At 33.5% G+C, this 12606-nt stretch carries 14 protein-coding genes; 2 read left to right on the forward strand and 12 right to left on the reverse strand.

The window, feature by feature from the left end; genetic code table 11:
* Positions 1-63: 63 nt before the first annotated feature.
* Positions 64-528 carry an NUDIX hydrolase gene (locus EB239_RS11560; protein WP_003870764.1) on the forward strand — a complete coding sequence of 155 codons (465 nt, stop codon included), beginning with the start codon at positions 64-66 and terminating at the stop codon, positions 526-528.
* Here the strand turns inward: EB239_RS11560 and EB239_RS11565 are convergent.
* Positions 517-714, reverse strand: a complete 198-nt coding sequence (locus EB239_RS11565) for a YgiT-type zinc finger protein (RefSeq protein WP_003868657.1) — start codon at positions 712-714, stop codon at positions 517-519. The two genes, EB239_RS11560 and EB239_RS11565, sit on opposite strands and share 12 nt — an antisense overlap.
* A gap of 424 nt (positions 715-1138) precedes the next feature.
* On the reverse strand, positions 1139-2416 hold the full coding sequence (locus EB239_RS11570) for a transposase (RefSeq protein ID WP_003869920.1): 1278 nt from the start codon (positions 2414-2416) through the stop codon (positions 1139-1141).
* Between the two features lie 192 nt (positions 2417-2608).
* Here EB239_RS11570 and pckA point away from each other — a divergent pair, with 192 nt between their 5' ends.
* Entirely contained in the window at positions 2609-4174 is a 1566-nt protein-coding gene (gene pckA, locus EB239_RS11575; RefSeq protein ID WP_003870948.1) for a phosphoenolpyruvate carboxykinase (ATP), read from the forward strand.
* A gap of 276 nt (positions 4175-4450) precedes the next feature.
* Here the strand turns inward: pckA and EB239_RS11580 are convergent, their stop codons facing one another.
* From EB239_RS11580 to EB239_RS11625, 10 genes are all read right to left on the reverse strand, one after another.
* The gene (locus EB239_RS11580) at positions 4451-5782 is read right to left on the reverse strand and encodes a replication-associated recombination protein A (protein ID WP_003870946.1); all 1332 of its coding nucleotides are present in this window, start codon (positions 5780-5782) and stop codon (positions 4451-4453) included.
* A 13-nt stretch (positions 5783-5795) separates the two neighbouring features.
* The gene (locus EB239_RS11585) at positions 5796-6161 is read right to left on the reverse strand and encodes an HIRAN domain-containing protein (protein WP_003870945.1); all 366 of its coding nucleotides are present in this window, start codon (positions 6159-6161) and stop codon (positions 5796-5798) included.
* Positions 6162-6200: 39 nt separating this feature from the next.
* A complete protein-coding gene (locus EB239_RS11590; protein WP_003868555.1) occupies positions 6201-6809 on the reverse strand; it encodes a glycerol-3-phosphate acyltransferase in 609 nt (202 codons plus the stop codon).
* Positions 6806-7906 (reverse strand): glycosyltransferase, encoded by a 1101-nt coding sequence (locus tag EB239_RS11595; RefSeq protein WP_003870944.1) that lies wholly within the window; start codon positions 7904-7906, stop codon positions 6806-6808. The genes EB239_RS11590 and EB239_RS11595 overlap by 4 nt, the downstream gene beginning before the upstream one ends.
* A gap of 300 nt (positions 7907-8206) precedes the next feature.
* On the reverse strand, positions 8207-8776 hold the full coding sequence (locus EB239_RS11600; RefSeq protein WP_003868552.1) for a carboxymuconolactone decarboxylase family protein: 570 nt from the start codon (positions 8774-8776) through the stop codon (positions 8207-8209).
* Between the two features lie 80 nt (positions 8777-8856).
* Positions 8857-10059, reverse strand: coding sequence for a patatin-like phospholipase family protein (locus tag EB239_RS11605; RefSeq protein WP_003870943.1), 1203 nt, complete (start codon positions 10057-10059; stop codon positions 8857-8859).
* 111 nt (positions 10060-10170) lie between these two features.
* Positions 10171-10374, reverse strand: a complete 204-nt coding sequence (locus EB239_RS15290) for a DUF6930 domain-containing protein (RefSeq protein ID WP_404815196.1) — start codon at positions 10372-10374, stop codon at positions 10171-10173.
* Positions 10289-10771 carry a DUF6930 domain-containing protein gene (locus tag EB239_RS11615; RefSeq protein WP_003870942.1) on the reverse strand — a complete coding sequence of 161 codons (483 nt, stop codon included), beginning with the start codon at positions 10769-10771 and terminating at the stop codon, positions 10289-10291. The genes EB239_RS15290 and EB239_RS11615 overlap by 86 nt, the downstream gene beginning before the upstream one ends.
* Positions 10772-10815: 44 nt before the next feature.
* Entirely contained in the window at positions 10816-12063 is a 1248-nt protein-coding gene (locus EB239_RS11620) for a hypothetical protein (protein WP_003870941.1), read from the reverse strand.
* A 125-nt stretch (positions 12064-12188) separates the two neighbouring features.
* Positions 12189-12551, reverse strand: a complete 363-nt coding sequence (locus tag EB239_RS11625; protein WP_003870940.1) for a hypothetical protein — start codon at positions 12549-12551, stop codon at positions 12189-12191.
* Positions 12552-12606 lie beyond the last annotated feature (55 nt).

A 12606-nucleotide genomic window follows, 5' to 3' on the forward strand; every position in this document is an offset into this window, starting at 1 on the left:
TTAATGCAAAAAATTTATGTGGTATAATCAATTTATAAATAAAATACAGCGGTTGGTGATTTTATGAAACAAATAATTGTAGGAGTAGGCGGTATTGTCATAAAAGATAATAAAGTTTTATTGGTAAGGCATACTTACGGCCAATTTAAAGGCAAATGGATAATACCCAGCGGCCATGTGGAGACCGGTGAAAATATAGACGATGCAGTTTTAAGAGAAATAAAAGAAGAAACTTCAATAGAAACCCGTGTAAAAAATATCATTTCTATAAGAAGTATAATACTTCCCGATGGCAATTCGGAAATATACATTGTTTTTTTGTTAGATTATGTTTCAGGAACTCCTACTTCTGACGGAATAGAAAATGACGCCGCAGCTTTTTTTAACATAGATAAAGTCGTAAATGATGAAAATGTAGTCTATCTTTCTCGCTATTTAATTAAAAAGGTATTGACACACACTTATAATAAATTGTCCCTTGACCCCTTTTATCCTTTTGGCAATTTTAATTATAAGCTATTTTGTTGAAATATATTCGTACTTATCTTTATTTTTAAAAGCCTCATCAAGCACTTCTGTATCATAATAGACTGCACCACATTTTTGACAAACATATGCCGGCACATCTTTAATTATTATAGTCCTTTTCCCCCTTACCAACTTATATTCTACATTTTGTATCTCTATTTTGCCACCACAAAAGCACTTTTCCATTAGTTTCACTCCTTGTCACGTCGATTTCAAGTTGATAAGGACTTTTTTCTATTATATCATAAATTTCGACATAAATCCCTTAAATTTTAGCCAAAAATTTTGTACCACTTGAAAAAATATTTGAATAATGTTAGAATTTTATTGTAAATGTTAATTTTAAACTTTATAAGATATTTTTGCAATTTTAAACACATTAAAATGCAAATTAGCTTTTATAAAATAGGGATGTGCAAAATTAATTAAAATAATCATAATCAAAAACCAAAATATGTATTACATACAATATATAGTAATCAACACTGACAATCAAACATAAAGGAAGTGGTAAGGGAAAAGAAAAGACAAAAAGAGGAGCTAAAAAAGGGCATAAATATCCTGTAGAAGTCAAATGTTAAAAAATGGCATGAAATAGATTCAATAAAAATTAGGCCGATTGCATCAAAGCAACAAGAGATCTAAACTCATCAAATTTACCCAGTTTAATAGCTACAATAGCGACAGTAAGCAAAGTAATATGGCCAAAAGTATTAAGGTTGCTGACAGAATTAATATTTCTAACATAAGCTTTTTCAAAATCTAGAGCTTTAAAGCGGGAATTATATCTTTCTGATTCAATCCTCAATTTATAGACAGCCTTAAAATATAGGGAGTCTCTATTAATAGAGGACCTATAATCAGAAGATATAATAGCATACTTAGTACAGCCTCTATGCTTTTTGCCATTAAAATATTTAGGATGCTGAATAGGGCAGGCAGAGTCATCTTTAGAATTACAGAACTTGCAAACAAATTTTTGCTTAATAAAACCATCAAAATATTGCTTGCCATCTTTGAGCATTTTAATACCTGCTTCACAAACCATATAACCATCATCAGTCAGTGGGGGATTTTTAGAATTACGCTTGTTAAGAGGAATAAAACAATGACCATGGAGAGTATCTCTAACAAAATTATAAACTCTCTTAACATCATACCCCTTATCGGCAATAAAATTAACATACTTAAGGTTAAACCACTTATTAGTCTTCTCAAGCAAAGATAAAGCGGCTTCAAAATCAGGGGCATCAGCGGGGGTAGTAGTTTCAGCGATGGGTAAACCAGAGATAGCATCAACAATAATGTGATTTTTATAGCCCCAATAAAACTTATAGCGTTTATTAGAAGAATCGTTAGAAGCAGAATAAACGCCTAATTTACAATCCTTATCTGACTTAGGCTGATTATCTTTAGAGAATTTATTTTTAGAAAAAGACTTAGGGTTATTTAACTTAGTGTTAGCTTTAATAGGGGTAGAATCCATGGAAATAAACTCACCGGAGATAATACCCATATTTTTGAGGATATTGACCTGATTTTGAAAAATAGAGGTCAAATAATCATGAGAGAAGTCATTAATAAAACGGCGAAAAGTCCAATAAGAAGGAAGAGGTTTAGAAATGTCGAAGCCACAAAGATGAGCAATGATAAGATTATTGCGGAGATAATCTAAAAGGTCAGAAATTGTGCCGAATCTTTCAGCTTTCATGACAATAAAAGCTCTAAAAAGTGCATGGTGAGAATAACCCTTACGGCCAGGACTAGAGGAAGGGAATTCAGGTATTGAAGACAGGTCAAGATTTTCAAACATAGAAGAATAGAAATCAATTTTAGACTGAGAGGTAAAGAGTTCAGGTATATTTAAAAGCAATTGAAGCTGGTACATGTAGAATTTCCTCCTTCTTAAAAAATTTTTTATAGTGTATATATAATAATTCGACAAATGGGAGGGGAAATCCTACATAAAAGATAAAAAATTCAAGAGTGATAGGAAAAAAGTATGTCTGTAGAATGGCTTAAATTAAGGCTTCTGAATTTTGCACAAGTCTATTTATAAAATTAAAAGGAGGCATATTAAATGTACGGTCTTGAAAAATTAAATATAATCAATGTTAAAAACGTTTACCGTAATTTTCCCGTCCCTAAATTAGTTGAAGAAGCTATAAAAAGAGGAGAAGGAGTACTTGCAAATAATGGTGCTTTTAATGTTTATACCGGTAAATACACAGGTCGTTCTCCAAATGATAAATTTATTGTGGATGAACCAGAAGTTCATGAAGATATATGGTGGGAAAATAATAAAGCTATTTCTATGGATAAATTTGAAAGGTTGTACAACCGTTTAACTGCTTATTTACAAAATCGAGACATTTTTATATTTGACGGTTTTGTAGGTGCTGACCTTCAATATAGAATTCCTATAAGAGTTATAACAGAATATGCGTATCAGAGTTTACTGGCACGCCAATTGTTCATTCGCCCTAATGAAGAAGAACTTAGAAATCACATCCCCGAATACACGCTAATTGCTGCACCAAAGTTCAACTCTATACCTGAATTAGACAATGTAAATTCTGAAGCTTTTATTATATTAAGTTTCACTAAAAAACTAATTATAATCGGTGGCTCTCAGTATGGAGGGGAAATCAAAAAGTCAATCTTTACCCTCATGAACTATCTAATGCCAAAACGAGGCGTGTTATCAATGCATTGCTCTGCCAATATTGGCAAAGATGGAGATACCGCCCTCTTTTTCGGCTTGTCAGGAACGGGAAAAACTACCCTCTCTGCAGACCCTCAGAGGTTTTTAATTGGAGACGATGAACACGGATGGTCAGACAAAGGCATTTTCAACTTTGAAGGAGGATGTTATGCTAAATGCATAAATCTTTCAAAAGAAAAAGAGCCTCAAATTTGGAATGCTATAAAGTTTGGCACCGTACTTGAAAACGTTGTATATGATGAAAATACAAGAGAGCTCGACTATAGCAGTGATAAAATTACAGAAAACACAAGGGCAGCCTATTCTATTGACTTTATACCTGGTGCCATCCCGAGTGGAATGGGAGGGCATCCAAAAGCAATTATATTTTTAACAGCAGACGCTTTTGGGGTTTTGCCACCGATTGCTAAACTTACAAAAGAGCAAGCGATGTATTATTTTTTATCCGGTTACACCAGCAAATTAGCGGGCACAGAGAGAGGTATCACAGAGCCACAAGCTACTTTTTCTACTTGTTTTGGAGCACCCTTTTTACCTTTAAAACCAATGATTTATGCAAAAATGTTAGGAGAAAAAATTGAAAAACACAATGCAAAAGTTTATTTGGTAAACACTGGATGGTCTGGTGGACCTTATGGGATTGGAAACCGCATCAACTTGGCTTATACAAGAGCTATGGTGACAGCTGCATTAAATGGTTCACTGGATGACGTAGAATTTGTAAAAGACCCCATATTTAATTTAAATATACCAACTTCCTGTCCAGGAGTACCTTCAGAAATTTTGAATCCAAAAAATACATGGACTGACAAAGAAGCATATGAAAAAGCAGCAAAAAATTTAGCACTTAGATTTGCAGAAAACTTTAAAAAATACAAAGATGTAACTGAAGAAATTAAAAAATCAGGCCCAAATGTTTAAAAGCATAAAGTCTCCTTGCAGTGCGTACTGCTAGGAGACTTTTATAATTTGTAGCCATTATAATATATCTTTCATATTATAAAGTAGAAGTCAACCTAAAAAAGGAGGTAAGTTTATGTCTGACAAACACAAACACCATGAAAACCAATGGATTTGGATTATAATCATCATTTTGATAATTTTGTTATTTGTACCTGGCATCATCATATGGGAAGAACCTAAAAACGCTGTTTAATAAAAAGGGGCAACTGCCCCTTTTTATTAAACAGCTCAAAATTATTTTCCTTTCTTTTTTAAGTTGGTGATTTGCTCTAATCTCTTTTGTATGTCCTTCTCAAAACCAGAATCCGTCGGTACATAGTATTTCCTGTCTTTAAGATTATCCGGTAGACATTGCATATCTGTTACTTTCTCTTCAAAGTCGTGTGCATACTTATACCCTTTGCCATATCCTAATTCTTTCATAAGCTTTGTAGGAGCATTTCTTAAATGCATAGGCACACTTTCAGCAATTGTCTCTTCTGCATCTTTTTTAGCTTTATTATATGCCACGTATACCGCATTAGATTTAGGAGCTAACGCTAAATATATTGCCACCTGTGCCAGATTTACACTACATTCAGGCATTCCAATATAATGGCAAGCATTATATGCTGCAACAGCCATTTCAAGAGCTTGAGGATCTGCAAGCCCAATATCTTCAGAGGCAAAGCGTATCATCCTTCTTGCGACATAGAGAGGGTCTTCTCCCGCTTCTAACATCCTTGCAAGCCAATACACTGCCGCATCCCAATCGCTATTTCTTAAAGATTTGTGAAAAGCTGATATTAAATTATAGTGCTCCTCTCCCTCTTTATCATACAGTAAAGTCTTTTTTTGCATTGCATCTGCTAATATATCATCTGTAACAATTCTTTTCCCTTCAATTACCTCTGCTGCCATAACTGCAATCTCCAATGTATTTAAAGCAACTCTCGCATCTCCATTTGCAAAAAGTGCAATCTTCTTAAGCTGATCTCCGCTAATTTCTATATCATACATTCCAAGACCTCTTTCTTTATCCCTTAAAGCTCTTTTAAGTAGTACAAGTAAATCTTCTTCTGTAAGAGGTTTCATGACAAAAACTTTAGAACGAGACAAAAGCGCTGAATTTACCTCAAAAGAAGGATTTTCTGTAGTTGCACCAATTAATATTATGTTTCCTTTTTCCACATGAGGCAAAAAAGCATCCTGCTGAGCTTTATTAAAGCGATGAATTTCATCAATAAATACAACAGTTCTAGTTCCATACATAGCATCCAATTCAGCTTTTGCCATTATCTCCTTTATCTCTTTGATTCCTGATAAAACAGCACTAAAGGTGATAAATTTAGAATTTGTCATATTGGCTATAATCATAGCAAGGGTAGTTTTACCTACCCCTGGCGGCCCCCACAAAATCATTGAAGTAATATTGTCCTTTTCAATCAATTCCCTAAGTAATTTCCCTTTACCTAAAAGATGTTCTTGACCTACAAACTCATCCAAAGTTTTGGGTCTCATCCTGTCGGCCAAAGGTTTATTTTTTTTCACTTCATTATCAAATATAGATGCTTGTTTGTATTCCATATTTTCTCACCATCTAAGTTTTATTTTTGTACTTTTTCTTTCTTTTTTCTTTTAGTCGGAACTTTATAGTAACTTTTACAAAGTCCTCTTCTAAAAATTCTGCAATAGCAAGGTCCTTTGTCACAAATTTTACCACAGCAAAGGCATGACTCCCAAATCTATCGTAAATTCGCCCTGCACTATAACAACCTCTTGGAACAGTTCCAACACTATTAGCTACATATCCTACTTGTCCTAATGGGGCAAGGGTAACAGATATTGCTTCATCATCATAGTCATTGTACAAATCCTTTTCTAATCTTACAATCGTGCCTGGTTTCAAAACTTTTGTGCCGTAATAATATTGACATCCAGTTATTGCAATATAAATAGATTCCACCTCATACACTCCCAACTTGATTTTAATTAAAATTATATTTTATTTTACCATTTTGGCCTTTAAAACAATATTCATATCATTCTTTCTTTTATATAAAAGCACAGCAAAGTTGAGCATCCACAGTAAAAGTAAATAACTTTCAACACTACTCAAAAACAACAGCCCACCTAGAATACCAAAACCTACAAGGTCTAATACAGCATCTATTTCAGGTATAGAAGGCTTTCCTCTATTATACCGCCTCTCACCTAATTTTAAAATACCTAAAATGACAGCATAGGTCAAAGAAGCTTTAAAACGAGTAATGGCACTCCACACTCCAAAAGTAGTGGCTAATGCTTTGCCCCCTTTAAATTTTAAAAAGGGTGAAAAAGCGTGGCCTAAAATAGGAGCTATTGCCACAATTGCAATAGCATTTCCTGTAACATACCCTTTTTCAAGAAAATACACCAGCGGAAAATAGCCCTTCATAAAATCAAAAGTAGCGCCAACGACTCCCATTTTAAAGCCTGCTGCATGACCTAAATTGAAAGCTCCGGGATTTCCATCCCTCACTTCTTCTAATCTTTTTCCCAGCATAAGCCCCATCCAATATGAAAACATCAATGAACCACAGCCAAACTCCAATATGCTGAGCAGAATAATCATACATTATTCCTTCTTTCTACACTTATTTCCCTACCCTTCCATAAAACTTTTTTCTTAAATGCCACCTGATAAAAGGAATGTAAAGTTACTAGTATAAAAAAGGCTGTCGAAATAAAATGAAAAATAGGAATAAATATACCAAATCTTCCTGTATACTTTGTAAAATATAGTATTTGCAGAGTATAAAAAAGATAGCCAATTTCGTAAAAAATAGCAATAGGCGAATGAGAAAAAACCAAAAAAGGAGTTATAAATCCCACTAATACAAGTCCTAAAAGCCATAAAACTATCAAGAAAATCGTTCCAAAACTTAAAGTATTTGCACTCAAAATTGCTCCTTTGCTAAATCCCTGTATTTCGCTTATAATACCATAAGGGTACATCCTAAAAGAGACAAGGTCATATCCAATAAAATTTTTAATGTTAATTTTGGCATCTGAGAACTTTTTACCTAAATTAAGGTCATCTAATAGCTCTCCCTTTACACTATAGTGCCCTTTAACTTTCTCATAATTCTCCCTATCCACTACTATACATGATCCATATAAGCCTTTTGGACTTTTTCTTTCAAAAGGAGAAGTAAAAGCAAATATCCCTAAAATATTAGTTATAAGAGCAAGCCTTTCATAAAACTTATCTGTGTAATGATAAGGAATTACAGATATTGCTCCCCCAACTTTCACCTGTTCCTTAAGAAGAGACTCTACTGCAAAAGGAGATAGTCTCACATCTGCATCAAGGAAAATAAGTACATCTCCACTAGACTCCAAAAAGCCATTCCACAAAGCCCAATTTTTCCCTGTCCATCCTTTAGGTAATTCCCTATTTTTTATCACTTTAGCTCCAAAAGTTTTAGCTATTTCGCTTGTATAATCCTCAGAAAAATCATCAACTACAATTATTTCATAAGGCTTATAAGTTTGTTTTTGTAGACTATCAAGAAGATATGGTAAATTTTTTTCTTCATTTCTAGCAGGAATAATTACAGAAACCCTTACATTACCAGTATAATATTGAACACCATTTTTAATAATAACTCGTGAAAATAATATAAAACCACTAATAACTCCTATAATTGATAAAATCAAAACAGTCATACAAGACCCTCTTTTATTTTAATTTTAGAAATTTTTTAAAAACACTTTTTTAGTCTTTTCATCTCCTTCCAATAAATGAATAAATACTTCTTATACTGAACACAATAAGGTTTGTATAGGAAGAGGAGGTGATAACATGACAAAATGGACTCCTTCTATAGGTTGGGGTTGGTGGCTTCTTATCCATATAATAGCTATACCTTTACTGATTTACATTGGAATAAGTTTAAAATAAATAAAATTAAATCCCCCTTTCCTTTATTTATAAAAAACCGTGCCATATAAAAGGAAAATAAGAAGCTAATTCTTTCTTCTAAAAAGCTGTTTAATTAGTATGACCGGTACAAATACAAATATGCCAAACACTACTCCTAATTCATTTCCCAATGTGCTGTTAGGAAGAGGTTTACCTCCTAATCTTCTTCTTAAAGCATGAAAAGCATTGCCATGAGTATTACCTACCATAATAGCTCTTATAGCGTTCATAATGCTATAAGTATAGTCCTCTCCATAAGTCTCCAAAAGTCTTTTATAGGCATCTGGATCAGGATGTCCTGCAGTCTCAGCATAATGCTCAGCAAACATTAAAGCTACCACTTGGTCTTCCGGAACATCTCCAAATTCTCCATTTAACAAATTTTTTATCTCTTCCTTTGACATACCTGACTTCAAAGCCTCTTTGGCGTGAAAATAACTGCAATAGGGGCAACCATTCACTTGTGTTACCGCCAGCATAATCCTTTCCATAAAATCTTTGCTTAACTTCACTTTTTTAGAAGGTTTAGGCTGCCCTCCATGGGTCAATAAATCTTCTACAAACTTATAAAATGTTTTTACATCGTATATTCTATTTGCCTTTTCTTCTGACACTTTTACTACCTCCAGTTTTATATTTTAGTATTCACACTTATTATACTCTATTATTGGAATAAAAAAAATTTGTCATAAATTTAACTAAAAATAATCCTACCTAATTCTTTTATGACTTCACTTTTTGTAAACAAAGAAAGCACATCCACTTTTTTAATTATTTTCTCGATTATATTGCCCTCTTCTTCCTCTTCCTCTATTCTAACTTTTCTCTTTATTTCTTCTATAAGTTCAGCATAGGTGTAAACTTTAAACCTATCTACATCATAGGTTTCTGCTAAATTTTCTAACAATGCTAAAAATATTTCTTCGTAATCAGCAGTATCTTTTAAGTCCAAGATTCCACAAAGTCTTGGCATTATAAATTCAAACAAAGCCCTTTTGTCAGGTATTTCTTGATTGATTCTAAAAATCTCCTTTATATCTTTTATTTTCTCCCCTTCTAAGTTTAAAAGATAATTTATAAAAAATTCTTCTTTTTCCTCTGGGTGTATATAATATTTATATCCTTTTAGTCCTTTTAAAGCTTTTAGACCATCAAAGTACCCTAATTTAAGATTATACCTGGAAAGATTTTTATCAAAATCTAATATCCCTCCTAAATCCTCTTTTGGAGAAATGACCAAAACATTTAAGCCTTTAAAATCAAGTTTCCTCATGATTCCAAAGCTTCCTGTCCTTATGACTATCAAGTCCTTATATCCCTTGTCCATTAGCAAATTAGCAGGAAGATTGTTGTATATCCCTCCGTCAATATACTTTTTTCCATCAATTTTTTCCCTCTTAAAAACAGGCAAGTAAGCGCTTGCCATCAAATAATCTACCAATTTCCCTTGAGGAATGTCTTCAATGTATAATTCCAACGGCTTTAAATCACTTAAAGACACTGTCACAATGCCAAAATCCTTCCCTGACCTTCTTATCTTGTCTTCATCTATAACTTCTTGTAATAAATTCCTCAAAGGAGTTATATCTAAGCCTCCATCTCCAATGATGCCTTTTAATCTTTGAACTAATAAAAGGATATCTTCTCTTTCCAGCTTACCCTTTTTCAATTTCTCTATCTCTTCATCCTCAGCCTTTATGACTTTGGAATAAGAAATATCATACCATAGCTCATAAGCCTTTTCAAAATCTCCTTGCACTAATACAGCCCCATTTAAAGCGCCTACAGAAGTGCCTGCAATTCCTCCTACTTCTATTCCTTCCTCTATCAGTGCCTTATAAACTCCTATTTGATAGGCCCCTCTCGCTCCTCCACCTTCTAATACTACTCCATACATTTTATATCCCTGCCTTTTCGCTACTTTGCACTATTAAGTATACCATATATTACCTAGAAAATAAATAAAAGCAGATAGCCATTCATTCTCCCAAAACTATCTGCTTTCTTATTAAAATTGAAATTCAGAAAAGCTTTCTACAAATCTATCAATAGCTTTTAACCTTTCTTTAACCTGTAAATCTATTTTTCCACGTTCACATAAATCCGTCAATAGATAAAGCAAATATTCATCTCTTGCAAAAATCCTTCTGGGCTTTCCTATATTTAAAATATAATTGATTACCATATCTAAAACCATATTGGACCTCATCATCTTCAGGAGTAAGTAAATATTGATCTATTACCATTTCTGTTCGGGAATCAGCTAAAATACAACTTCTAATAGCAATAGGCCGTTCATACCGTTTATCTCTTATTGTACTATTTACATAAGCTATATCCATCTCTATGTCAGTCCCCGTATTTTTTTGCTTGGCAATCCTCGATAAAAGCAATTCATCTTTTAATACAGGAATTAAGTATTTCCTTTCTGGAATAACAAGAGGAGCAGCATGAGTAATCCATGTATTTTGTTGTTTACCATACCTATGAACTAAGGTTTCTCCTGCTTCAAAATCTACTTTAATGTCCTTTTCAATAAAATCTTGAAGAGCCATAAATAAATGCTTAAATACTTCAGTTTCTTTTAATACTTCTTCCTCATCTAGCATACAGAAGTTAGATTTAGTTTAAATACTGATAAAGTCATTAAAGATTATGAAAAAAGAACACCCCTGTACTCATCTTCTATGAGGTCAAATATATGTTTGCTTTTACCCAAAAGTTCATCTTCTTTTTCGGTCAGAGGATCAAGCCAATCAGCCTTATCACGCGCCCATTTCAACCATTTTAAAAGCTTTTCCCTTTTTCCTTCGTCGGCAACCTCAGCTATTTTTCTTTCCATGCAGTCAGTAAATCTTCTTATTTTCTCTGCCTTATCCCAATCAGAAGCAACCTGCTCCAATAGCTTTACCTCTTCCAATTCTCCTTTCCTCATTTGTTCCAAACGCCGCTGTCTTTCACGCTCTTCCCATTCTCTCTTTTCTTCTCTTTCTTTCAGTTCATCTGCAGCTCGAAGTTTATTTGCAACAACAAACATATCATAAATTATTTTTCCTACTTGAGCTTCCAAAGGCTCATTGTCATTATCTTTGTATTCCATCTTATATTGGATGCTATTCCCAAACCAGCTTTTTGCAGATATTGACAACACCAAATAAGTCTGGACTTCAACATTGTTTTGTGAACCTCGTTTTCTTCTTGTTTCTTCTTTCAATTCAAAATAAAACGCTGAATGCATAACAACAAAATAAGCTGTATCCTTGCCTGAATCTATACTAACCTGAGTATAACCCTCCATATCCTCAAGCGTGCTCATAATTGTATCCAATATTCTATATGCCCTGTTTATATTAGATTCTGAAACACTTATTGGGAGAATAGCTTTATTCTCTCGATATTTACTTTTTACACTTGCATAATAGCTTGAACTGAAGCTGGCCTGTTTTAATGCCTTGTCCCTCTTTTTCCTATAAATTACTTCTTCCTTGTGCTCAGTAATTAAATGGTGTGGGTTTCTAAGGTGGCCTTTTACCTGTATTTGTGAGCATGTTTCACTAATAAACGTTTTTGTTTCTTCTCTTAGTAAGCTAAGCTCTTCATCAGCCATCAACTCAGCGTCCGTTAACTGTTCAAGATCTGTCCTGTACTTAATAACATAATTGTGGACATGCTTTTTAAGTTCTCCGGTTACTTTTGGCAAAGCAGGCCTTGGAACCTTTTGTCCGGCTTTAACTCTTGCCCAATAACCACTTGGCGGCAACGGAATCCCAAGCCTTTTGCAATGCTTCCGTAGCCCGTTATCGGATATACCATACCTTTTAGCAACAGTAGTTACAGGTTCCGCCCATACTTCATTATATAACGCTTCTCTTTCATCTGCAGTGATAAACCTAAAATCCATAAAATCACCCTCACTGTATTTTAAAGTTCAATAAATGCCTTTGTCTTATTATGTTCGTATATAGACATATAAAGCCGTTTCAACATCGGCATACACCCATTTCTTTTTTTCACCGAAGCTCAATTCTAAAAACTCCTTTTACGACTATATTTACCACATTTAGGACAAGGATAATTCTCAAGATTAATTGCTTTTTGTTCTCCTACAACATCACAATCGATTGGGTGTAATACAACTTTACATTTAGGACATCTATACTTCACTTCAAAACAGTCACCATCATAATCTAAATGTATGAAAAATCTTCCATAAAACTCATCGCACTTTGGACAACGATATACTTTATGACCATAACCATCAGCAATTACTGAATTTTTTTCAAGAAACAATTTCTTAATATGTTCTATGGTTTTCTTTGAATGTATAAGATGCGGAAGCAAAGCAAATTCAGATTCAAAATTCATAAGATTATAGGGACTATACTCCATTCCAATACCTATTTTAAAGCTTTTTGAATTCTACGATATTTTGGCTCCATAATTT

Origin of the sequence: Thermoanaerobacter ethanolicus JW 200, from assembly GCF_003722315.1 — a bacterium.
GTDB lineage: Bacteria > Bacillota > Thermoanaerobacteria > Thermoanaerobacterales > Thermoanaerobacteraceae > Thermoanaerobacter > Thermoanaerobacter ethanolicus.

Excerpts from the sequence above, each read along its gene's own strand:
- pckA (WP_003870948.1), top strand. The coding sequence starts at position 2,609 with ATGTACGGTCTTGAAAAATTAAATATAATCAATGTTAAAAACGTTTAC.
- EB239_RS11580 (WP_003870946.1), bottom strand. The coding sequence starts at position 5,782 with ATGGAATACAAACAAGCATCTATATTTGATAATGAAGTGAAAAAAAAT.
- EB239_RS11590 (WP_003868555.1), bottom strand. The coding sequence starts at position 6,809 with ATGATTATTCTGCTCAGCATATTGGAGTTTGGCTGTGGTTCATTGATG.
- EB239_RS11570 (WP_003869920.1), bottom strand. The coding sequence starts at position 2,416 with ATGTACCAGCTTCAATTGCTTTTAAATATACCTGAACTCTTTACCTCT.
- EB239_RS11605 (WP_003870943.1), bottom strand. The coding sequence starts at position 10,059 with ATGTATGGAGTAGTATTAGAAGGTGGAGGAGCGAGAGGGGCCTATCAA.
- EB239_RS11625 (WP_003870940.1), bottom strand. The coding sequence starts at position 12,551 with ATGGAGTATAGTCCCTATAATCTTATGAATTTTGAATCTGAATTTGCT.
- EB239_RS11560 (WP_003870764.1), top strand. The coding sequence starts at position 64 with ATGAAACAAATAATTGTAGGAGTAGGCGGTATTGTCATAAAAGATAAT.
- EB239_RS11615 (WP_003870942.1), bottom strand. The coding sequence starts at position 10,771 with ATGCTAGATGAGGAAGAAGTATTAAAAGAAACTGAAGTATTTAAGCAT.
- EB239_RS11565 (WP_003868657.1), bottom strand. The coding sequence starts at position 714 with ATGGAAAAGTGCTTTTGTGGTGGCAAAATAGAGATACAAAATGTAGAA.
- EB239_RS11620 (WP_003870941.1), bottom strand. The coding sequence starts at position 12,063 with ATGGATTTTAGGTTTATCACTGCAGATGAAAGAGAAGCGTTATATAAT.
- EB239_RS15290 (WP_404815196.1), bottom strand. The coding sequence starts at position 10,374 with ATGATGAGGTCCAATATGGTTTTAGATATGGTAATCAATTATATTTTA.
- EB239_RS11595 (WP_003870944.1), bottom strand. The coding sequence starts at position 7,906 with ATGACTGTTTTGATTTTATCAATTATAGGAGTTATTAGTGGTTTTATA.